The following is a 23,018-nucleotide window of genomic DNA, read 5'->3' as shown; positions in this document are numbered from 1 at the left end:
GCTCATGTCCCGCGCACCCGGACCTGGTGCTCGTAGGAGAACACCAGCGCGGTCGGCGACAACGGGATCCGCTGCGCCGACGAGCCGCGCCGGCCGGACGACGCGTCCGCCGGGAACAGCTGAACGTTGACGTCCTCGGCCATGTCGACGCCGGGGATCCTGGCCAGAACGGCATTCACCTCATGCGCCTGCACCGCCCGGCCCAGCGGCCAGCCGGCGCCCTCCGGACCGCCGTGCAGCGGGTCGAAGAGCCGGTACACCCCCTGCAACACCTCCCGGCGCACGTCCTCGGGCCGGTACCGGGGCCGCGCCCGCACGCTGATTACCGCGGTGACGCCCTGGTACTCGGGCGGTTCGATGACCAGCCGGGTGCCGACCAGCCGGCGCTCGTCCAGGTAACCGGCGATCCGGCTGAGCGACTCGGGCAGCGGGGTCAGGTCGTCCCGACGGATCCGCCCGACGTCGTCGGTGGCCACGAACGGCACCACCAGCACCCGCACGCCGCCGCCGTCGACGCCGATGCAGTGCACCCGGGCGATCTCAGGCGCGACCTGCTTGGTCAACTCCACGTAGTCCTCGGCGGTGACCGCCCGCCCCCGGGACCGCAGCACCAACGGGCCGCGCAGCTTGGCGTCCTCGATGTCCTCGGCCCGGGCGCCGCCGACGGCGGGCGTCCGGTTCTCCACCCGGGCCACGTACGGCACGCTGGTCTTGAGCACCCGGACCATCCCGGTGGAGATGTTCCCGCGCACTCCCCCGCCGGTCCGGTACACCGACAGCCGCAGATGGGCACCCTTCGGCGGCACCGCGCCGTACTGTCGCAGGGTGCCGTCACCCTGCCGGACGGCCGGACCGAACTGCACCTCGCCGGCGAACGCGTCGATGTGGAAACACTTCTCGTCGGAATCGGCCTCGGCGAAGTGCTCGACCGGCGCCCATTCGGTGACGCCGTCGTCGTCGATGACCTGGAGCACGCCGGGTTCCTCCCAGGGCACCACCGGACGCCGTTGCAGGACGAACTTCTGCCCGGGGGTTCCGTCGGAGGTGCCCAGGTCCTCGTTGCGGACCACCTCGGCGTGCACCATGCGGGCGGTGCCGCCGATGGTGAACGCGGAGATCGACAGGATCCGCGGCGACTGGGTGTAGGTCGGCTGACCCTCCTCCGGCACCAGCAGCCGGCAGCGGATCCAGCCGGCCCGGTTGCGGGACAGGATCGAGGTCTCGTGGTTCTCCGGGACGTGCAGCACCACGTCGCCGGCCTTGTTCAGGCCGCCGGTGTCGTCGCGGTCGACGTCGCACGGCGACCAGCCGGAGCCGGTCCAGGCCTCCCAGATCAGCGGCGGCCAGTCCGGCCGGACGCCGACACCCCGCACCCGGCAGTCCATCCGGAGCACGATCGCGCACGACGGCACCGCGTTGGACAGCCCGATCAGCAGGCAGTCGCCCGGCTGCGGCGAGCTCTGGAAGCACTCGAACTCGCCGCCGGACCGCAGCGCGACGCTGTGGTCGACGGCCTCGCCGCCCACCGGCATGGCAGCGGCCCGGTCGAACGAGCAGGGCACGATGTCCAGGTCCTTGACCGTCGAGAACACCACCGGATCGGCGACATCCGTGCGGGGCGTGGCCACCTCGGTCTCCCGGCGGACGACGACGGTCTGCGGCTGCGGCGCGGACAGCCAGAACGTGACCTTCCCGCGGGCCGCCGCCGGCGGGCGCAGTTCCACGCCGATCAGCTCGAGGAACTTGATGTAGTGCCGGTCCGGGACGCGGTTGAGCCGGTAGATCAACTGGTCGACCATCTGCGCGAACGCCTCGATCAGGGTCACCCCGGGATCGGACACGTTGTGGTCGGTCCATTCCGGGCAGCGCTGCTGCACCAGGCGTTTCGCGTCATCGACCAGGTCCTGGAAGTGCCGGTCGTCCAGGTTGGGGGCGGGCAGCACCATGGTTCAGCCTCTCCGTTCCGCGATGGCCAGCGCGGCCGGGATGGCCGGGGCCGCGGTGATGGTCAGCGGTTCGGGCTCGTCGGGGATCACGTAGAACGGGAACACCAGGTTCCGCGGGTCGTTCACCCCGCGGATCGAGTAGTGGATGTCGATGTACAGGGTGCCCAGGTCGGCGTCGTCGAAGCTGATCAGCACGTCGTGCACGGTGATCCGCGGCTCCCACATCTCCAGTGCGTAGCGGACGTCGGAGGCGATCGCACCGGCGGTGGATGCATTGATCGGGTCGAACACGTGGTCGTGCACGCGGCAGCCGAACTCCGGGCGCATCGGCCGCTCGCCCGGGGACGTGGCCAGGATCAACCGGATCGCCTCTTCGATCTCCCGCTCACGCACGACCAGGGCGACGCCGCCGGTGGCGTCGGTGGCCAGCGGGAACGCCCAGCCGGCGCCGACGAAATCAATACCCACTATGCCATCGCCTTTCCGGGACGCCTCGCACGCTCGGCGAGCCGGACGCGGCGCTGGTAGAGGTGCTCATGGTTCGCTCGGCAAGCCTCGCTCATCGTCATCCTCCGATCAGCACGGTGGGCGCGCCCACGATGATCGGCGCACCGCACGCCGACATGTCGCCCATCCGGGCCGCCGGCATCCCACCGATCAGCACGGTCGGGGAGCCGGGCGGGACGATCACGGTCGGCGGGTGCACGGCCGGCGGCGGGAACGAGCAGATGTGCGGGGTGCCGACCGTGGCGGCGGGCATGCCGGCGATGAGGACGGTCGGCACTCCCGGTGGCCCGATCACCCCGGGGTGTCCGGTCGGATCACCGACCCGGGCGGCTGGCGGCATTGTCGTCTCCTAGTTGATCTTGACGAGCGAACCCTGGAGGGTGAGCACGCCGCTGGCCTTGACCTCGGCGCTGGCCTGGCCCTCGATCTTGGCGGTGGTGCCCTTGAGCGACAGCGACCCGTTGGTCTGGACGTCGACACCGCCGCTGCCGCCGTCGATCTTGACGCCGCTGGTCGAGGTGATCGAGACCTCGCCGCCCTTGAGTTCGAGCTTGCTGCTGGCGGAGTCGATCATCACCCCGCCCTTGCCCTCGATCAGGATCTTGCCGTCGCTGTGCACGGTGATCTTGGTGTCGACCGAGTCCATCTTCAGCTGCAGCTTGTCGCCGGTGGTGGACAGGGTGATGCCTTCGGTGCGGCCGTCCTCGTCGATCAGGTCGATCCGGTGGCCGCGCCGGGAGACGAACGAGCGGCGGTTGATCGCCCCGGAACTGCCGTCGATCAGGTCGGGCGTGCCCTTCGGTGGGGTGTCCACCCCGTTGAACAGGCCGCCGAGCACGTACGGGCGGCGGATGTCACCCTGCTCGAACAGCACCAGCACCTCGTCGCCGACCTCCGGGAGGACCAGCGCGCCGCGCTCCTTGCCGGCGCCGGGCTGCACGGTGCGGGCCCAGTCGCTGACGTAGGTCTCGGACAGCCACGGGAACGTCAGCTTCACCCGGCCCTGCTCCAACGGGTCCTTGGAATCGCTGACCTGGGCGACCACCGGACCCTGTCCGAGCCGGGCGGTTCCGCCGCCGTTGGCCAGCCCGTACAGACTGCGCTCGGACCGCCCGGTGACCGAGAACGTCGTCGTGTAGCCGGTGTTCGGGTCGTAGCGGTGGTGGCTGGAGGTGATGGTGTACTTGCCGTCGAACGGCGCACCCACGTTGTCGACCGAGATCGCCGCGCCGGCGTGCAGTTGGGGGTTGCCGCGGGCGACGCCCTCGAATTCGGCGAAGGCGCCGGCGATCTGCTCGGCGATGGCCGCCGCGGCGGTGTCCACCTCGGCCTGGCTGCGGAACGCCACGTCGGTGGCCACGTACACCGGGTCGCCGAACTTCTTGGCGATGTCGACCGGGTTGTATGTGGCCAGCACCGCCGAGGTGGTCTTGGCCGGGGCGGTCGCCACCAGGGCCTGCTTCTGGGCCAGATCCCAACCGCGGGCCTGCACCTCCTTGACCTGCTCGGCCGCGGTGATCAACGACCGGAACCGCAGCAGGTCGGTGCCCAGCCGCACCACCAGCGGGTTCTGCTGTTCCGGGCCGCCGCCGCCCGCGGGGGCCGAGTCGGCCTTCTTCGGCTTGCCGAAGAAGAACTTGCCGTCCCGGACGGCGACCTCGTAGCCGATCTCGCGCGCCAGCCCGTCCAGGAACTCCCAGTCGGTGACGCCGCCCTGCGAGAGGTGTTCGTACACCGTGCTGGTCGATTCGACCTCGCCGACGGACAGCCCGGCCCGCTGCGCGACCTTGGTCGCGACGTCGGAGGCGGTGCTCTGGGTGTAGGACTCGGTGCGCCGACCGCGGAGCAGCCGGTTGGCCTGGTCGTAACCGCGCAGCACGGTGTAGGTACCGGTGGCGTCGTACTCGGCCTCGAGCGCGGTGATCTCCCCCTCGATCAGCTGCTGCGGGCTGGGCGTCGCGTCGCTGGCCACCGAGACCTTGACCTTGGAGCCGATCTTCGCGCCGGACTTGGTGATCACCAGACGGTCGGGATCGCGGAAGCGCAGCAGGAAGAAGTCCGGCAGCCGCAGGCTGTCGTCGACGATCGCCGAGACGAGCAGCGCCTTGGCGTCGGCGGCCAGCGGGGAGCCGTCGATGTCGACCAGGAAGCTGGACGAGGTGGGGGCCATCTAGTTCACCGTCGGCTCGAGCAGTTCGGCCGCCGAGGGGAGCATGAGCGAGCTGCCCAGCGGGAGCCGCGCCGGATCGTCCACCCGGTTGAAGGTGGCCAGCGGCCGCCACAGCTGCGGGTCGCCGTACTCGCGGTAGGCGATGGACGCCAGGGTGTCCCCGGTGACCACCGTGTGAATGGCCCGCGCGGCAATGGATCCCGAGGTCGGGTTTTGCTTGCCCTTCTCCTGCGGCATCTCCTGCAGCGTCACCGTGCAGACCGCCCGGATCGGGGTGCCCTCCGGGGTGAACAACGTGTACTTGGCGCTGACCTGGGTGACGTAGGCGGGGAAACTCTTGATGGCCCCCCACTGGAACACCACCAGCGGGGGCGTCGGCTTGTTGCTGGCGTGCGATTTCTCGGTCGGCATGGTGCAGGCGAACAGCTTGTCCACCGCCTCCACCACCGAACCGTCGTGCTTGGCCGTGGCGTCGAAGAACATCTCCAGGGAGAGCTGGCCGGGTTCGGGGCCCTTGAACTCCGGGGGTGGCGCGGCCTTGGCCCCGTTGGTGGACTTGCTCTCCCACTTCGCCTTCTTGGCGATGGTCAATTCCTTGGGGTTGAACTGGAACTCGATGGTGGCGATCTCGCCGTCGAGCTTGCGCCCGCCGGTGGCCGGTGACGAGTCGTACATCGTCAGCTTGGCCTTCTCCACCTTCTGCGGGGTCCGGTCGCCCGTGGGCGCCGGCGGGGTGGGCTTGCCGCCGGCCCCGGTCAACGAGGAGCCCATCACGCACCGCCGGGCAGGATGCCGTGGTGGGCGACCTCGAGCGTCTCCGTGGCGACCTTGGCCGAGTCGACGTTCAGGCTCGGGCCGGTCCAGCGGACCGGGATGACGCCGGCCAGCGACCATTCGGCGACGACGGTGTCGTCCGCGGTCATCGCCGAGATCACCATGGTGGTCGGCTTGACGCCGCTCATCATGCTGGCGAACCAGGTGGTCAGGTGCTTGCTGTCCTCGCCGATCGGCCGGGTCAGCTTGACGTTGGTGAACTTCATCCGGGTGGGCAGCTGCCAGATCATGGCGTTGTTGCCGCCCTCCTCACGCTGCTCGATGACGATCTCGCAGCCCAGGCCCTCGCAGCTGTTGAACAGGCCGAGCGGGAATTCGTCGATCTTGACCTTGAAACAGACGCTGACGGCGGGATCCTTGAACTCGGCCATCGGATTTCCTCCTCACTTCTCTCGGTTCCGTGCTGCGGTGCGCGCCCTATCGGCGCAGGTCGGTGACCATTCCGGCACGTTCCCGGTCCAGCCACAGCTCGGACTTGAGCCGGGCGGACAGCGGGTCGAACAGCCGCCGGGCCAGCTCGTCCAGGTTGGTCGGCAACACCTCTGCCGCTCCGGCCGCTCCCGCCGCCGCACCGATGGCTCCGGTGGCCGCGTGCATCGCGCCACCGGCGGCGCCACCGACCGCGTCGGTGACGCCGGACGCGGCCTGCCCGAGCGCGCCACCGGCCTGGCTCAGTGCGCCGGACGCCTGATCGGCCAGTCCGGACGCAGCCCCGGACAGCTGGTGGACCGCCCCGCTCGCGGCGGAACTCGCGCTGCCGGCGGCGCTCTCCACCGCCTGGCTGGCTGAACCCATCCCGTTTGACACTGCGCTCGACGCCGCGCCCTGCGCCGAGCGCAGGTATCCCGCCGCCGAGTCGCCCAGGCCGCCCGCCGCGCCCTGCGCCTGATTCAGGTAGCCACCGGCCGCGCCCTGCGCCTGGTTCAGGTAGCCACCGGCCGCGCCTGTGGCCTGGTCGAGGTAGCCGCCCGCCGCGCCCTGCGCCTGGTTCAGGTAGCCACCGGCCGCGCCTGTGGCCTGGTCGAGGTAGCCGCCGGCCGCGCCCTGGGCCTGATCCGCGTACCCCCGCGCGCCTTCCACGATCCCGCCCGCCCTATCCCGGAGCCCGCCCGCTGCACCCTGCGCCTGACTCACGTAGCCGCCGGCGGCCTGCTGGGCCTGGCTCACGTACGCGCCGGCTTGATCCCGGAGACCGCCCACCGCGCCCTGGGCCGAGTTCGTCAAGCCCCCGACGCTCTTCCTGGCGCTGTCCAGCAGCGACGACGCGCCGGGCAGCCCGAACCTCTGCACAGCCGGCGCACCTGCCGATGCGGTGGCCGATGCGGCGGGCAGGACCGGGCCGGCCGACACACCCGGCGCTGCGGGCACGGCCGGGCGTGTCGGGGTCGACCGGTACGGCGAGGTGTCACCCAACAGGGGCGCCATCATCAGCGGCGCGGCCGGGGTCGGGTCGGCGGCGAGCCGCTGGACGGAAGGTCCCGCGTCGAGCCGCTGCGCCGGTGCGGCACCGGCCAGCGGTAGCTGGGGCAGAGCCGGGGACGGCGCCTCGTGTGCGTCACCGCCGTCCGCGCCGGGCGCCTCAAGAGCATCGTGAGCCTCGACGCCGAGGGTCGGCGCAACGACCGGGTCGGCGACGTCGCCGGCCGACTCGTCAGCGGCGGCAGTTGCCTCAGCGGAGGACGCCGGGGCGTGCTCCGCCGATGTTCCCGGCGGCGGCGCTGTTCCTACCGTGTCGCCGACCGCATCGGGCCGGGGCAGGTCGGCGGGCACGTCGGGGTGTCGCGGCACGATGGGTCCGGCTCCTGCGGTGACCTCCGGTGTGCGCTGAAGCGACGTCCCCGACTCGGCCCGTCCAGGGCCCGGCGACGGCGGCAGAGGCACCGGTGACGCCGATCGCTGCACCGCCGGCGCACCCCCCGACGTCAACGGCGCGCCGAGCCCGCTCGGCCGGGCCGGACGGCCCGGGTCACCGAGCGTGGGCGCCACCGGACGGGTGGGGGCCACGGCCGAGGGCGCGCTGGGGAGGCTGATCTCGGTCGATCCGGTGGCGGCCGCGGAGTCGATGATCCGCATGATCGACGCGAAGTCCATGGCCTGCGGTTCGTGCACCACCCTCTCGCGCGGGCGGTTCGGAACCGCGGTCAGCGGCGCGCCCAGACCCGACCCGCGGACCGGTGGTGCGGCCGGCCGGTCGGTCGACGTCGGGATCGACGATTCGGCGTTCCGCTGCACCGCCGGCGCCCCGGACGGCCCTACGGATGCGGTCGGTGCGGACAGCGTCGGTGCGGACAGCGTCGGTGCCACCGCCAACGGCGCGTCCGGTACGGAATCCGCGGCCGGGGCCGTTGACCGGTCCGGATCACCTGCCGGGGCCAGATCCGGGGCCGGGGTCAGGGCCAGGTCCGGTGCCGGGGTCGGGTCGGGCAGCGAAGCCGTTGCCGGGGAGGAGGATTCGGCCGGCGCCGTACCGGCGGTCGAACCGACCGACGCCGCCGCGACATCGCGAGCGGTCGCCGAACGCTGAACGGCGGAACCGGTACCAGACCGGGCGGCCGGCAGCAGGTCGGGCGCGGAGGTGGGGTCGAGCCCGGCGGGGGCGCCGCCTGTCGTTGAGCCGCCCGTCGTCGAGCCGCCCGTCGTCGAGCCGCCCGTCGTTGAGCCGGCCGTCGTTGAGCCCTCGGTGGCCGGGCCGTCGTCGGTGACCCGCGAAACCATCGGCATGCTCGTCTGCCCGGCGAGGGGTGCCGTCGGCAATGCCCCGGTTGCCTCGGCGGAACCGGCCTCGGACGCCGCGGTCGGCCGACTGACGTCCGGAAGACGTTGTACCGCTGGCGCACTCGCTGGCGGCGCACTCGTCGATCCGACCGAAGCAGGCCTGGGCGCGGGAGCGGCCACCACCGGCAGGCTGGTGACCGGCGGCTGTTGCGGCGCGGAGAGCAACGGCGCTGTGGGTACGGGCGGGGCGGCCGCGGACACGGTGGGCAGCGACCAGGCAATCGGGGTGGCCGAGGAGCCGACCGATTCGGACGCCGCGTGGTCACCGGATCCGAGGTCGGGGCCTGGCTCGGCGAACCGGGCCACCGTGACCGGATCGGTGAATTCGGCCGAGCGCTGGACGTCCGGGGCCGTCGTGGTGACGGTCGGGTCGGTGAACCGCACCCGGGGCTCGATCAGCCGCTGCACGGCCGAGGTGATCGGTGAGCGCTTCCGCGGCGGTGCGACGGTCAGCTCGGGGCCGGTCGAGATCGTGTGCGGCATCTCGGGTCGGGCCAGCCCGTCGACGTGCCCGCTGGGCCCGTCGGGATCGACGATGTGCCCGAGCGGGGCGAGAAAGCTGGGGTCGTGCGCCGTCGCCAGCGACGAGGTGAACGCGCTCAGCGGGGCGATCGGCGGGGTGGGCGTCACGGTGCGCTGCAGCGGAGGCAGGTCCTGCCAGGCCGCCCGCTGCATCGGGGCGGGCGCCGGGTCCGGCGGCGGCGCGGCCTGCGGCACAGCCGTTCCCGTACTCGCGGAATCGGCTGTCGCACCGCCCCAGGGCCACCAGCGTGCCACCGGTCACCTTCCTCGATCGATCCGTTGGTTGATCATTCCGATCTCGTGCGCAAAGCGTTGCCGCTCGCGATGCTCCAGATCGAGCAGATCGTCGAGCGGCCAGTGGAAGTGGTAGGCGATGTACGCGACCTCCTCATAAAGCCGGTCGGGCGCGTACGTCACTATTCCCCCAGGCGCCCACCCGCAACGTCGACGGCGAACTGGTGCTCACACGCCGGGCAGGTCACCGCGGCCCGGGTGTGCCCCTCCTGGTTGATCCGCCGGTACAAGTCCTGCAGGAAGGCCAGGTCGGAGGCAAACAGGTTCTCGATGATGCCGGCGTGCACGTCGTCGATGGTGCCGATCCGGGTGACCACCCGGCCGAGCAGCACGACCGTCAGGTACGCGGGGTTCTCCCGGACCCGATCGTCCCGCAGCGGCACCAACTCATCCCGGGCGGTGGCCAGCCGCATCACCCCGTCGCGGTGCACGACGCCGGATCCGTCCTTGTAGCCGCGAGGCAGGATGAAGCTGAACTCCGTGCGCAGCCCCTGTTCCGGGGGTCGGGCGGCGGAGATCGGCGAGGCCGGATCCGGGGCCGCCGAACCCTGGACCGGGTCCAGGGTCGCGGCGGACGAACCGGAGAAACCGCGGCGCATTACTCGACCTCGAGCCGCTCATAGGTGACGACCAGCTTCTCGGTGAGCACGCTGGTGTCGCCGGCCTTCAGCGAGCCGATCTCCAGGCTCTTGGGCCAGGCGGCGGTCAGCTTGTACCGCTTGACGGCATTGCCCTCGTAGTCGTAGACGATCACCGCACCGCCCTTGCGGACGTCGCTCATCTTGCCGAACTGCGAGTCCTTGACCCACTTCTCGAAGCTCTGGTCGGAGGTGAGCGGGCGGGTCAGGGTGACCTCCCCGGACTTCCAGCGGCCGGGCAGCTTCTTGATCATGTACTTGCCGTCGGGCCCGTTCTGCTTGAGCTCGATGACGTCCTGCTCCATCTTCAGCCCGCTCACCTCGGTGATGGACTTGATGGTGATGCCGTCGACCTCAAGGCCGAATGAATGGCCGACCGAGCTGTCGAGATCTGGCAGAGCCATGTCAGCTCCCTTTCTTCAGGCTTGGGTTGGTTACTCGGCGACCAGGCTGGTGCCGCCGGAGAACTGCGACAGCTGGAAGATCACGAACTCGGCCGGCTTGACCGGGGCGACGCCGATCTGGCACACGACCTGGCCGGCATCGATGCCCTCGGCCGGGTTGGTCTCCCGGTCGCACTTGACGTAGAACGCCTCGTCCGGGGTGAGGCCGAACAGGGCGCCCTTGCGCCATTCGTTGACCAGGAAAGCGGCGATGGTGCGGCGGATCTTGGCCCAGAGCGCGTCGTCGTTCGGCTCGAACACCACCCAGTTGGTGCCGTTGAGGATGGACTCCTCGAGGTAGTTGAACAGGCGGCGGACGTTCAGGTACCGCCACGCCGGATCGGAGGACAGCGTGCGGGCGCCCCAGACCCGGATGCCGCGGCCGGGGAAGCTGCGCAGGCAGTTGATGCCGACCGGGTTCAGCAGGTCGTGCTCGTTCTTGGTGATCTGCACCTCGAGCGAGATCGCCCCGCGCACCACCTCGTTCGCCGGCGCCTTGTGCACCCCGCGGGTGTCGTCGTTGCGGCCCCAGATGCCGGCCATGAAGCCCGATGGCGGCATGAAGATGTTCTTGCCGCTCGACGGGTCGGCGGCCTTGATCCACGGCCAGTACAGGGCGGCGTACTTGGAGTCGTAGCCGGCCTTGTCGACTCGCCATTCCTTGATCTGCTGCGCGTTCAGGCCCGGCGGCGGGTCGAGGATGGCGATCCGGTCGCCCATCAGTTCGCAGTGCGCGATCATCGCGAGCTGGACGGCCTTGACCGTCTCGGCGTCGATGGCGCCCTGCTGGTAGGCGCTCATCAGATCGGGCACGCAGACCATGGTGATCTCGTCGATGGCCTCGAGACCGGAGAAGCCGGTGCGCTCGGCGACGTCGCCGACGTAGTCGTCGGAGTTCAGCCGGGGGCTGGGCACGGCGGCGGGCGGCGGGGGCGAGAACAGGCTGACGCTGTTCCCGGCGACGGGCGCCTCGATGGACTGCCCGGTGGCCGTCTCCTCGATGCGGATCACCTTCGAGGCGGCGTTGACGGCGGTGGCCACGTTGGCCTTGCCGCGGCCGGTGTTCAGCCGGTCGTATTCCTCCAAGACCTGGTCGCCCTGCCGGACCACCAGTTTGAACAGGCCGTCGCCGCCCTCACCCTCGACACCCTGGATGTCGACGCTGATCGAACCCTCGGGTGCGCCGGCATCGAGGGCGACGATCCGGTAGGTGCCGAGCATGGCCTGCGGGCCGGCGGTGACCTCGGCCAGGCCGACGAAGGCGGCGACGGCGGTGCCCACCCCTTCGATCGGACGCGACCCGGAATCGACCTCTTCGACGTACACGCCCGGTGAGAGGTAGGTCGGCATGCTGCCTCCTTGCTAGGACACACGAGATTGAAGTGATCGTGCGCTCATTGAGAGGCGAGCGGGATGTGCGGACGGACGTGGCCGAGGGCAGCGTTCGCTGCCCCTTCGGGCAGCGAGTTACCGGACGGCCTCGACGACGATGCGCGGCGACGACGGCAGAAGGGGGCCGCCGGTCCAGTCGCCGAAGGTGGCGCGGACGGACAGCCCGGCGTCGGTGAGGTCCTTGGTCAACCGGCCGGCGCTGCGGAACACCAGCGGTTGGCGGACGGTCAGGTGCTCGCCGGTGGCGTCGAACACCGAGTGGAAGTCCAGGTGCACCGTTCCGTCGGGGTCTTCGTGGTCGAGTTCGACCCACTCGGTGAGGTCGCCGATCTGGGTGGAGCGGGTGGCCTTGGGAGTGGCGGTCCACCGGTCCCACGCCCGATCGACGGGGTTGCGGCTGTCGAACAGCAACACCCCGCCTTCGCGCAGGGTCCGGGCAATGTCGCGCAGGGTTCGCGGCCAGTCCGCTTCGCCGATGTGCTGGACGGAGTTGCCGGTGAGGACGATGAGGTCGGCCGCCAGATCACCCATCACCGTCGAATCGCCCGACGTCCAGATGACACCCTCACCGCCGGCCCGGCGGCGGGCGTACTCGATCGCGGTGACGTCCGGGTCGACGCCGATGACCGTGCGGCCCGGTCGCGCCAGGGTGACGGCGAGCTGGCCGGTGCCGCAACCGAGGTCGACGATCGTGCGGGCGCCGAGCTCCTCGGCCAGCGCGCGAGCATGGTCGTGGTCGGGTCCGTCGGGGTTGTCGTCGTCGTACAGGGCGATCAGGCGGGGGTCGGAGGCCATGGCTCACGGTAACCGGCGGGCCCCAACGGCCTGCCACACTATCCGGTGTCGGGCCAGGGTTCGACGGGGAACGGGTCGGTGGTGGCGGAGTACCGATGGCCGGTCGGGGTGGTCCAGGTGGTGCCGTCGCCGGCCTTGGTCACGCCGAACCCGCCGTGCGTCTTGGCGCGGTGGTGGTGCCGGCACGTGGCGTCGAGATTGCCGGCGGCGGTCAGCCCATCGGGCCACGGCACCACATGATCAAGGTCGCATCGCTGCGCCGAAACATGGCAGATCGGGTTCTCGCACACCCCGTCGCGGAACCGCAGCGCGGCGGTCAGGTTGCGCGACGGGAAACGACCCATCTCGGCGACGTCCAGGAGGTTGCCGCTCGGGTCGGTCAGCAGCCGGTAGAACAGCGTCCCTTCGTCGCCGGCCATCTCTCGGATGAGTTCTGCCGGTACGAGCGCGGACCGGTCGGCCAGTTCGCCGGGGGTGTCGGTGAACCCGAACAGCGACTGGATGGACACGACGACCCCGATCGTCACCCGCGGCGGCGGCTGTCCGAGGCAGCCGGTCGGTCGGGCCCTTCTCGCCGCCTCGATGATCGCTGCCGTCTCGGCGGTCCCGTCGTTGACCGGCCCGTCGTCGGCCGAGCGGTCAACCGACTCGGCCGCCGAATCGGCCGCTGCCGAATCGGTGTCCGGCTCGTTCCGCGGATCCGGACGAAACTCGCTTGCCGGGAGATCCCAGTCCGCATCCTCGTCCCACTCCTGGTTGGCCGTCGGGGAAGAACCGTCGTCCGCCGGGGAATCATCGTCGTGCGCCGAGTCCGTCCTCGGTTCACCGACGTCGCCGGAAACGCCGGTCGGGGCGTCCTGTTTGTCCCAGCAGTCGGGTCCGTGCCAGCCGTTGCTGATCCGACCCAGCAAGAGATCAACCAGGGCATCCGCCCGCCGCTGATCCTTGGTGCGGGGATCGGCCGGGTTCGGCGGCCCGGCCAAGCCGTCCAGCAGGAGGTCCACCGCCGTCGCCGCCAGCGACGACATGCACGCGCTGAGGAAGCTGACTCCGTCCAGGTCCGGACGGATGGACGCGTACCGGTCCTCCAGTGAGCGCCGGATCCGCTCGTCCGCCTGATCCGGTTCGACGTTCGCCACGAACCGGTTGAGCCAGCGGCCCAGCAACTCCGGCGTCTTGGTGATCGCCACCGGGACCACCAGCATGTTGAGCAGACGCTTGGACTGGTTCCGCACGAGTCTCACCAAGGCGTGATTGATCCGCTCGGCCTTCAACTCGTTGATGTCACCGGCGATCCACGCGTCCCAGACGTCGGGCGTCTCGGATTGGAGCCGGCGGGTCATCGACACCAGCCGCTCAACTTTGGCCCTGGTGGTCGTCACGGCCAGGCCGATTTCAGTCGAGGCGAATTCACCGGCCTTGGACCGCGGGTCCGCGCCCTCCGCTTCCATCTCGGCGATCCGGTGTTGGTCGGCCTTTCTCCTGGTGGCGGCGAACTCGACCATCAGCCGCGCGCGGCGCGCCTGCAGCTTGGCCAGCTCCCGATCGGCAGCCTTCAGCGAGTCGATCAGCAGCGCCGCCGACCCGCCTTCGGACCCCGATCCAGCCATGCCAGGAACGTACAACAGAGGTACGACAGTGGGCTCTGACCAGGCCTTTCGGCGGGCAGACGACGAGCGCTCGAGGTCGCCCAGTTACGAACCCCCCGGCACCGCCATGGCCGCATCGACGATCTGGTTGGACCACCGTAGGGTGCCGTCCCAGACACCCCGTACGTCCCACTGGATGACCTTGAGCGACTCCGATCCCGTCCGACCCGTGGGGTTCATCCCCCAGGCGAAGAAGGTCAGCGCGACACCGCGGTCATCAACCTCGACAGCCGGCGCCGAGACCCTCGCCAGGGTGGATGGCGGCGGGTTGCCCACCCGCCGCTCCAAGTCAGCTTTGGTGAGCACCAGGTGAGCAGGTGCCCCAGTGCCTTGGTATCGCTCGATGACGCCCATCAGCTCCGGTGCGCCGATACTCCGGCCAAAGAGGCTCCAGAAGGCGCCCAATTGATCGGGATCGTTCAATAGATAGGAACTTCCGCGCGACACCGCAAGTCCGTAGCAACGGACTCCCGGATCGACGATGAGATCGGGTTGCGCGTCGTATACTGCCACCCGCTCGTCTCCGTGAACGAACTGAAATCGAAGGTCGATGAGCCAAGTCCACCCGGTGGTGACGACTTCAAAGCCCTCATGACGCACCTCGACGGCGACGACATCCAATCCGTCCTCCAGGAGGTGGGCGCGAACGACTTCGGCGATTCTCTCGTCATTCACTTGGAACCGTATTCTCGTACGACGTATTTCTTGACAAATTGGATGTTGGCTCGTTCATTGAGGTCGCCCTTGACCTCGAGGTCCGGGTACTTTCCGGCGATCCAGTCACGAAGATCCGCATCACTTGCACACTTTAACAGGGAGTCGTACGGCGGGGGTACCGCGCTCCACGATGCCTTCGACAGCCGCCTGAGAAACTCTCGCTGCACACTGAATGCCTGGAACTCTTTGGCGAACTTCGCCATCCTGGGCTCGAATTCGGCTTGGAGGGCGTGCGTGCCCTCATGAACGATTGTCGCGGCCACCTCAGCCAGCGTACGGCCGGCCCGGACGAAGAGCATGTTCCGTCGAGGATCATAGAGCCCGTTGCCCTCCAGCGGGTTACTCGGTCCCTTGATGAGCTGGTCAGCCAGAGTTCTGCCGTAGACGGCAACGAGCGACGCCCTGGACAGATTCCAGACATTTGGGCTGGTTTCCCGAACGAAGTTCGCCCAGGCTTCTCCCATGGTGCGTTCGATCTGGAGTCGCACCGTGGCGAGATCAACGGCCGATAGACGCTTTGCGTCCGCGGCGTTCTGGGCCTGCTGCATGGCAAGTTTCACGTCGTTGAGCGGGTCAATGTCGTCAAGGTCGGTCGCTTTGAATTTGTGTCCGTACGAAACTATTAAGGCCGACAGTTCAGTCAGCTTGGCTTCCAGTCTCTTCGCTGTCTCGACGCCTGTCGATTCGCGTGAGCCTTCCTTCTCGATCTGAGCCGCAAGGGATCCGATTGCATCAAGTGCGCTCCTTTGCTCGACAGATGCCGTTTCGGGCAACTTGCCTCGAGCCTCGTCGACTTTCCCCACCAATCGACCAGGATTGGCGGATGCCATGGTAATCGCGACCGGCGGCCCAGCACTTGCCGTCAGGGTATGGGATTTCCCCGACATCGCCAAGGCCTTGACCACCGTTTCGCCGCCGTCTTTTCCCACCTTGGCCTCGGTGGGCAGGACGGCCCGTTGGACCTCACCATGTACCGCCCAGCGATCACCTTGCGGAGTGGGCTCGAGAATCGCGAGGCCATACCTCTTACCGATCAAACCCAGTGCCGGTTTCAGAAGCTTGTCGCCGATTGAGCGGCCGGCAAAACGGTTGACCGCACCCACTCCCGCCTTCATCCCCTTGTCCAGCCGCTTCTGCTTCCCCGCCGGCGAGTCGTCCCCGCCGAGTACCTTCGCCTTGACCTTCGCACCGATGCCCTTGATCCCCTTGATCAACGGCGCCGCGACCTTCAGCGCGCCCTTGATGACGGCATCCAGGGCCTTGTTGATGGGCGCCTGTACGGCCTTGAGGATGGACTTGATCTTGTCCGAGATCCCACCCAGGCCCAGCAGATTGGCCAGGAACGCGATGACCAGCGGCACCGCCTTGCCGAGTGCGGCCTCGATCTTGGCCGGCACTCCCCCGACCCCGCCGTTGGCGATGTCGGTGACGGAATCGATGACGGTGCCGACGAAGTCCATCAGCGCGGCACCGCGCTCCATGATCCATTGCACGACGCCCACGAGCGCCTGGACGATCTTGACCAGCGCGCCGGCCGGGTTGAGCATGCCGATGACCCAGGAGATCCCGGCGGTGATGATCTTCTCCTTGACGAAGTCCATGATCGGCGTCAGGATCAGCGACTTCAGGTCGCCGAGCTTTTCCTTGATCCAGTTCCACAACCCGCCGATGCCCTGGGTCGCCAGGATGGTGAAGATCTCGATCTTGCTCTGGATGACGTCGATCGCCGCGGCCGCCCACGGCGCCAGCTTGCCGATCCGGGCCTTGATGTTCGTCCACGTCAACCCGAGGATCGACCCGACCAGTTTGAGAATGCCCTTCACGTCGAACGAGTCGGGCAGTTCGATCCCGGCCGACGCCAACGCACCGAACAGCCAGCCGAGCAGCCCCTTCTTCAGGTGCGTCAGGATGTTCCCGGCGAACGACAGGAAGCCCTGCTTGACGGCCGACATGAAGTTGGAGATGAACGCGACCGGGTCCTCGAGGATCTTGGTGAACGCCGAGGCCGCCTTCGCCAGCAGCCCGGTGAACAGCGCCTTGAGCTGGAGAATGGTGTCGATGGCGCCGCCGATGGCCTCCTTGGCCTTGTCGACCAGGCCCTTGTTCTTCTCCTGTTCGGCCTTGATCTCCTCGTCGACCTTGCCCTTGGCTTCCACATACTTGCTGGCCAGGTCGTCCACCAGGGACTGCTGCTTGGCGTCGACGTCGGCGTCGAGCTGATCGAACTTGCCGGTCACGTCCTTGGCCGCTTCGCCGGCCAGCTTCTGCAGCGCCGCCGGCTGGGCCGCGATGAACGACTTGATCTGCGCCCGGCCCTTTTCCACCCGCGCCTTGGCCGCGTCCAGCTCCCGACCGATCAGATCGGCAACGTTCGAGATGACCACCGTCATCTGCGATTCGTACAGCGCCTTGGCCGCGTCGTAGATCCTGTTCGCCTCGGCGGGCAGGCCGGTGAACAGGTCCGCGGTCCACCGCGCCGCCCCGGTGATCCCTGAATACCGGTCGTCCTTGTACTTCTCCATGTCGGCCTTGTGCTTGGCCGTGAACGCACTGCGGGCCGCGCCCTCGCCCTTGTCGAACTCGGCGGTGACCTTGCCGTCGATGCCGTTCAGGATGGCCTCGGTCTCGGCCTTGGTCTGGTCGAAGATCTTGTTGATCTCCCCGGAGATCCGCGCCCGTTCGACCTCGTCCTTGGACTTGGTGTCGGTCTTGGCCCCGGCCACCCGGGCCAGCGCGCCGGCCTTGTCCCGGCCCATCCCGGCCAACGCGGCCGCTGCGCCGGCGCCGGCGCCGGATCTGGCCTCGCCCAGCGCGGCCGACTCGTGCGCGCGGATCGCCGCCGGCGCGGCCGCGGCGTGCGCCTCCGCCCCCTTCTTGGCGGTCGCCGCCTCCTGCAGCTGCGGTTCGTTCGACTTGGCCAGGTGCTGCTCGGTGACCTGGGCGTCGGCCATCTGCTGGTCCACCTGCGCCGGCCCGCCGGCGAAATTGACCTGCTCGGCGGGCGCCGCGCCGGGCATCGCGGCGGCGCCGTCGACCGGCGGAGTCGCGGCCGCTGGTTCGGCCGCCAGCGGCGTCACCGGCTTGTCCTTGCCCGCCGAGGCGTCCGGTGTGCGCGCCGTCTCGTCCCGCACGCCGCGGGTCGTCGTGTCCCGGCCGGTGGTGACCTGCGACATCACCTGGTTCTTGACGCCGTCGGCCTTGCCGGACTCGGCGAACTTGTCGGCATCGTCGAGGTTCTTGGGCGCGGCGTCGGCGATCGCCTTGCGCACGGCGGCGATGAACGCGGCCTTGTCGAACCCGCCCGGTTTCGCCGCCGCCATGGCGTCGGCCTGCGCGGCCTTCGCCTGCCCGGCCTTGTCGTCCGGTGGGCCCTTCGCGGCTGCCTGCGCCTTCCCGACCTCGGCCGTGGCCGGCGGATGCTTGCGCAACGCGGTACCGGCGGACTTCACCGCGCCGGTGACGGCGCGGAACTTCGGGTCCGACGCCGGGTCGGCCGCCGGCGGCGGGACGGGTGGCGCGGTCGACCCGCCCGCGGCGCCGGGGGCGAGTCGCTGGACCGGCACCTCGGCGGTGTCGGTGGACAACGATTCGGCCGGCCTGGAACCGGTGGTCGCGGAGACCGGCACCTCGGCCCCCCGCCGGGCGCGCACCAATCCCGCGACGGCCGCGTTGCCGGCGGTGCGCTGCAGCATCGCCATCGATCGCGGGTTCATGCTGGCCGACGGGCGGCGGGCCGGGCGGGCCGTGCTCGCCGCCTCGGTCAGCCCGGGCGCCAGTCCGGCCGCGGGGCCAGGGGTGCGATCCGGCGCCGGGTCCGCGGGCCCGCGGCGCCGCGCGGCGAGATCAGCCGCCGGCTCCGCGTGTTCGGCCGCAGCCGTCATCGCGAACCCCACCCCGGATCATGGCCGGCCTCGGATCGGGGCCCGCGGGCCGTCGCCGCGGACCCCGCCGACCGGCAGGACAGTCGTCGGCCGTCACGCCTCTTCGGGCGTCTCCTCCTCCTCGGCCTCGCGCTGGACGAAGGAGCCCTGGGCGGTGGCCTCGTCCTCCTCCTCGGCCGGCGCCTCCTCGCGCTGCACATCACCATCGGCGTGACGCTGGACGAATGCGCCCTGCACCGCCTCTTCCTCCTCGTGCCGCTGCACCGCGGCCCCGCCGGCGGCGGACAGCTGCGCGGTGGCCGCCGGCGCGGGCGAGGCCATCGCCCGATCCGCGTTCGCCGACGCCTCCCGTTCGAACCGGTCGGACGGGTCGCTGACCTTGATCCCGCCGCCGGACTCGGTCCCGTCGACCGGGCCGCTGCGCTGCTGGACGACGTGGGTCAGCTCGTGCGCCAGCATCGTCTTGCCCTCGTGCGACGCGGGGTCGTACTTGTCCCGCTGGAAGACCACGTTGGAGCCCACGGTGTACGCGTGCGCGTTGACCGACTTGGCCGAGTCGTGGGCGGCCGAGTCGGTGTGCACCCGCACGTCGGAGAAGTCGTGACCGAGCCGGCCCTGCATCTCGTCCCGGACGTCCGGGGCGAGCGGGCTGCCGCCACCCGAGCCGATCACGTCGTGCACCGGCGAACGCTGCTCCTGCGCCGGCTCCGCCTCCAGGAGGGCGCCCACTCCGGCATTGCCGACGGCCCGCTGCAGCCCGAGGATCCCCGGCCCGTCGAGCACGTCGCTGCGCCCGGCGGCCGCGGCCTGCAGCAGGTGGGCCGGCGGGTGCGAATCGATGCGGGACGCCTTGGGCCGGAGCCCGGTGTCCTCGGTGTCGTGGTCATGGGTTCGCATGGCTGGTCCCTCCCGCGGCGCAGGTGAGCCGATCGTGGCGCCGTCGACCCCTCGATCGTCCCACCGTCCGCCCGGACGGCACAGGGGTTAAACGGACGACCTCGAGGGCCGGCGCCGCTGCCCGATCGGGCACCGCCGCGCAGTGGTGATCGACCTCAGCCGCGCTTCGGGGCCAGGTAGCCACCGATGAACGCGCACGCACAGCCGATGAGGACGATGAACGATCCCACGTCGATCCGGGCGACCACCACCAGGTTGATCGCCACCGAAATCAGGAACGCGGCGGTCAGGGCCGCTCCGACCGCTGCCGCCCACCGGGTGAGCCGCCCTTTCGGGCCGAACACACCGATCGCCGCGACGACCGCCGCCACGATGATCAACGCGCCCCCGGTCAGCAACGGTTGGGACACCACCTGCTCCACCGCATCCCCGAACTGGGCCAGGTCGAGCTGATCGGACAGCCGATCGATCTCGGCCCCGGTGAAGTCGATCCCACGCAGCAACGGCCCCGCACTCCACGGGATGAACACCCCGACGATCATCAGCGCCGCGCCGAGCAGGGTGAGGATCACCCGCCAGACCGGCCGCCAGTCCATCGATTCCTGGATGAAGCTGCCGGTCGCCTCGGTCTCCTTGCTCCCGTCGGTGGCGGCGACGGTGAAGGGCCGGGTGACCTCCTCGCCGCCGTCCGGCTTGGGCGCGGAGACGTCCACCCGCACCGAGCCACTCTGCCCGGGCGCGAGATCGATCACCGGCGGGTTGAACGAGAATCGCACGGTCCGTTCCGGGTCGTGCCCGCGGAACTGCACCCGCCGGGGGCGGGAGCCGCCCCGGTTGTCGGCGAACACGGTCGCCGACGCGCTGCGCCGGTTCCGGGTCCGCAGCACGCTGGGTTCCAGCCGGATCGTCATCGGCTCGTCGGGCGGCGGCGGTGATGTCGCCTGGGTGAAGGTGCCCTCGACCTCCTGGTCTGTGCTTCCGTCCGGACCGGCGACCGATGCGACGACGGTGAACGGTCGGGTGCTGTCGCGGCCCGGCTCGGGCGGGTAGGCGTCGATCCGCACCTGCGACCGGGCCACCTGCCCGGGGCCGACCTCGACCACCGGCGGCCAGAAGGAGAACCCGATGGTCTGCTCGGGGTCGGCCCCGGACAGCGTGACGCGCCGCGGCCGGTTCCCACGCCGGTTGTCCACCACGACCTGGAACTGCCCGCTCGGCGCGTCCCGGACCCGGATGACACTCGGTTCGATCCGGACGGCGACCGGCACCTCGACCGGTTTCGGCGAGGTCACCTGGACGAACGAGCCGGACGCCTCCACCTCGCGGGGCGGAGCGTCCCGGCCGCCGCCCTCGGCGGCGACCACCGTGATCTGCCGGGTCGACTCCTGACCGAAGTCGGGCGGCGGCGCCTCGATCCGCACCCGGGCCCGGCCGATGTCGCCCGGCAGCACGTCCAGGGACGGCGGGTAGAAGGTGAACCGGACCACTCGCTCCGGATCGCGACCGGACAGGAACACCCGGCGGGGCCGGTGCCCGCCGCGGTTGTCCACCAGTACCTCGAACTGGGCGACGGCGGCGTCCCGGACCCGCACCACGCTCGGGTCCGTCCGCACCACCAGCGGAACGTCCACCGGCGCCGCCGATGTCGCCTGGACGAAGGTGGCGGTGGCCTCCAGGTCCGGGGTGCCCGGCGAGGTCACCAGCACGCTGAACGAGCGGGACACCTCCTGCCCAGCCGCCGGTGGTGGGGCCTCGATCCGCAGGCGTGCGGTGCCGACCTCGCCGGCCAGCACGTCCAGCGACGGCGGGGAGAAGGCGAAATGCACGATCCGCTCCGGGTCCCGCCCGCCGAGGAACACCCGCCGGGTGCGCAGGCCGCCCCGGTTGTCCACGACGACGTCCAGCCGGCCGTTGTCGGCGTCCCGGACCCGCACCAGGGTCGGCTCCACCCGCATGGACAGCGGCGCCTCCTCGGTCGCCGTCTGCATCAGGGTGGCGCTCGCGGTGACCTGCTCCTCGCCGTCCACCGCAAGGATCGTGAGCTGCCGGGTGGCGGTCTGACCGGGATCGGGGGTCGGGGCCGTCAACCGGACCGCGGCCGCGGCGGTGGCCCCGGCCGGCACGTCCAGCACCTCGGGCGCGAAGGCGAACCGCACGACACCCTCGGGATCACGCCCGCTGAGAGTGACCCGGCGGGCCTGATTGCCGATGCCGTTGTCGATGATCGCCTGCAGCTGCCCCGGCTGGTCGTCCCGGACCCGCACCACGCTGGGCTCCAGCCGGAGCACCAACGGGACCTCGACCCCCGGCACGGTCAGTTCCACCGGCTGGTCCACCGTGATCTCCGGATGCGCCACCGACTGCACCCGGATCACCACCGTGCTCACCCCGGCCGGCACCAGGCGACCGCCGGTGATGCGCACGGTGATCGCGGCGCGGTCGTTGCTGCCCGGCAGCAGGCGCAACTCCTGCTCGGACACGGCCAGCCAATCGGCGGCGTCCGGGGCCCAGATCCGATAGGCGTCGACGATCTGCGACAGGTTGTACACCTGCACCTGGATCGTCTCGATATCCCCGCCCGGCGCCACCTCGATCGCGGTCGGCTCCAGCACCGCCCGGACGGGCTCGGTCGTCGGCTGCGGGCGGGTGGCCGGCTGGGGGCGGGTCGCCGGTTGCGGGCGCGTGACCGGCCGCGGCGGGGCCGGCGTCGGATCCGGGCGGGAAACGGGTGCCGGGTCGGGCGCCGGCTCGGACGCGACGGGTTCGGGCGCGACGGCCGGTTCGGGGTCGGCGACGACCGGCTCGGCCTCGGCGGCTGCCTGCGCCTGCAGGTCCGCCAGGTTGGTCTCGCGGGTCTCACCCCAGGACAGGTAGGCCTGACACTCGACGCAGAACTGAGTGCCCGGCTCGTTCCGGGTTCCGCACTGCTGACAAATGATGTCGTCCATCGTCCCTCCACGCCGGTGGCTGTCCGTCGCGTCCCGAACCGGTCGCACATCCGTCAGGCGCTCTCCTCGCGGAGCGCCTCGCCGGCTCGGCCCTCCGATGAGGAGTCCGCCGCTGTGTCCATGATTCGCTCGGCAAGCCTCGCTCAGGAGAGATCATGACGCAGATCCGGACAACCGGGCGTCAGTCCTCGACGATGTCGAGCCGCATTTGGGAGAGCGCACGCAGAACCTGACGGATGGTCCGCTCGTCGGCCCCGACGTCGACGAGCGTCGCGTTGAGGTGGCCGAGGACCCGATCGAACGCGGCGTCGGTGATGTGCAGCCCGCGATGGGCGTGCGACATCTCCCGTCCGGTGTAGCGACCCGGACCGCCGACGGCGGCGGCGAGCAGTTCCACCTGGTGCGCGCGGAGCCGGTCGAGGTCCGCGCCGGCGAAGAACCGGGTGAGCGCGGGGTCCGCGGCGATCCGCTCGTAGAACTGGTCGACGGCGCGCCGGATCCCCGGGTGCGCGCCCAGCGCCTCGTAGGCACCCCTGACGGAATCCGACACCCCTTCACCATAGGACGGCGCCGATCACGTGGTGTACAGGGATCGGCACGCTGGGTTGAG

General features: G+C 70.4%; 18 protein-coding genes. All 18 read right to left on the bottom strand.

The window, feature by feature from the left end; translation table 11 throughout:
* Positions 1-2 precede the first annotated feature (2 nt).
* Entirely contained in the window at positions 3-1,946 is a 1,944-nt protein-coding gene (locus ACILSK_RS02480; protein ID WP_395725535.1) for a putative baseplate assembly protein, read from the bottom strand.
* Positions 1,947-1,949: 3 nt separating this feature from the next.
* Positions 1,950-2,414 carry a GPW/gp25 family protein gene (locus tag ACILSK_RS02475; protein ID WP_395725534.1) on the bottom strand — a complete coding sequence of 155 codons (465 nt, stop codon included), beginning with the start codon at positions 2,412-2,414 and terminating at the stop codon, positions 1,950-1,952.
* Positions 2,415-2,511: 97 nt separating this feature from the next.
* Positions 2,512-2,793, bottom strand: coding sequence for a PAAR domain-containing protein (locus tag ACILSK_RS02470; RefSeq protein WP_395725533.1), 282 nt, complete (start codon positions 2,791-2,793; stop codon positions 2,512-2,514).
* A gap of 9 nt (positions 2,794-2,802) precedes the next feature.
* Positions 2,803-4,623 (bottom strand): VgrG-related protein, encoded by a 1,821-nt coding sequence (locus ACILSK_RS02465; RefSeq protein ID WP_395725532.1) that lies wholly within the window; start codon positions 4,621-4,623, stop codon positions 2,803-2,805.
* Complete coding sequence (locus ACILSK_RS02460; protein WP_395725531.1) at positions 4,624-5,394, bottom strand: peptidase M23; 771 nt, start codon at positions 5,392-5,394, stop codon at positions 4,624-4,626. It lies immediately after the preceding gene.
* Positions 5,394-5,828 carry a phage tail protein gene (locus ACILSK_RS02455; protein WP_395725530.1) on the bottom strand — a complete coding sequence of 145 codons (435 nt, stop codon included), beginning with the start codon at positions 5,826-5,828 and terminating at the stop codon, positions 5,394-5,396. Before ACILSK_RS02455 ends, ACILSK_RS02460 begins: the two co-directional genes overlap by 1 nt.
* A gap of 46 nt (positions 5,829-5,874) precedes the next feature.
* A complete protein-coding gene (locus ACILSK_RS02450; protein ID WP_395725529.1) occupies positions 5,875-8,949 on the bottom strand; it encodes a hypothetical protein in 3,075 nt (1,024 codons plus the stop codon).
* Between the two features lie 63 nt (positions 8,950-9,012).
* Positions 9,013-9,171 (bottom strand): DUF6760 family protein, encoded by a 159-nt coding sequence (locus ACILSK_RS02445; RefSeq protein ID WP_395725528.1) that lies wholly within the window; start codon positions 9,169-9,171, stop codon positions 9,013-9,015.
* On the bottom strand, positions 9,171-9,647 hold the full coding sequence (locus ACILSK_RS02440) for a hypothetical protein (RefSeq protein ID WP_395725527.1): 477 nt from the start codon (positions 9,645-9,647) through the stop codon (positions 9,171-9,173). Before ACILSK_RS02440 ends, ACILSK_RS02445 begins: the two co-directional genes overlap by 1 nt.
* Complete coding sequence (locus ACILSK_RS02435) at positions 9,647-10,090, bottom strand: phage tail protein (protein ID WP_015747190.1); 444 nt, start codon at positions 10,088-10,090, stop codon at positions 9,647-9,649. Before ACILSK_RS02435 ends, ACILSK_RS02440 begins: the two co-directional genes overlap by 1 nt.
* A gap of 30 nt (positions 10,091-10,120) precedes the next feature.
* Entirely contained in the window at positions 10,121-11,479 is a 1,359-nt protein-coding gene (locus tag ACILSK_RS02430; RefSeq protein ID WP_395725526.1) for a phage tail sheath family protein, read from the bottom strand.
* A gap of 117 nt (positions 11,480-11,596) precedes the next feature.
* Positions 11,597-12,316 (bottom strand): class I SAM-dependent methyltransferase, encoded by a 720-nt coding sequence (locus tag ACILSK_RS02425; RefSeq protein ID WP_395725525.1) that lies wholly within the window; start codon positions 12,314-12,316, stop codon positions 11,597-11,599.
* 38 nt (positions 12,317-12,354) lie between these two features.
* On the bottom strand, positions 12,355-13,926 hold the full coding sequence (locus ACILSK_RS02420; protein ID WP_395725524.1) for a DUF222 domain-containing protein: 1,572 nt from the start codon (positions 13,924-13,926) through the stop codon (positions 12,355-12,357).
* An 84-nt stretch (positions 13,927-14,010) separates the two neighbouring features.
* Complete coding sequence (locus tag ACILSK_RS02415; protein ID WP_395725523.1) at positions 14,011-14,640, bottom strand: hypothetical protein; 630 nt, start codon at positions 14,638-14,640, stop codon at positions 14,011-14,013.
* The gene (locus ACILSK_RS02410; RefSeq protein WP_395725522.1) at positions 14,637-18,266 is read right to left on the bottom strand and encodes a hypothetical protein; all 3,630 of its coding nucleotides are present in this window, start codon (positions 18,264-18,266) and stop codon (positions 14,637-14,639) included. Before ACILSK_RS02410 ends, ACILSK_RS02415 begins: the two co-directional genes overlap by 4 nt.
* 390 nt (positions 18,267-18,656) lie before the next feature.
* Entirely contained in the window at positions 18,657-19,460 is an 804-nt protein-coding gene (locus ACILSK_RS02405) for a DUF4157 domain-containing protein (RefSeq protein WP_395725521.1), read from the bottom strand.
* Between the two features lie 155 nt (positions 19,461-19,615).
* On the bottom strand, positions 19,616-22,408 hold the full coding sequence (locus ACILSK_RS02400) for a hypothetical protein (protein WP_395725520.1): 2,793 nt from the start codon (positions 22,406-22,408) through the stop codon (positions 19,616-19,618).
* A 181-nt stretch (positions 22,409-22,589) separates the two neighbouring features.
* Positions 22,590-22,958: a group 1 truncated hemoglobin gene (locus tag ACILSK_RS02395; protein ID WP_395725519.1), complete on the bottom strand. Its 369-nt coding sequence runs from the start codon at positions 22,956-22,958 to the stop codon at positions 22,590-22,592.
* Between the last annotated feature and the right edge of the window lie 60 nt (positions 22,959-23,018).

The organism is Nakamurella sp. (assembly GCF_044224575.1).
Lineage (GTDB): Bacteria > Actinomycetota > Actinomycetes > Mycobacteriales > Nakamurellaceae > Nakamurella.
This window is presented reverse-complemented; position numbering and strand designations above follow the sequence as displayed.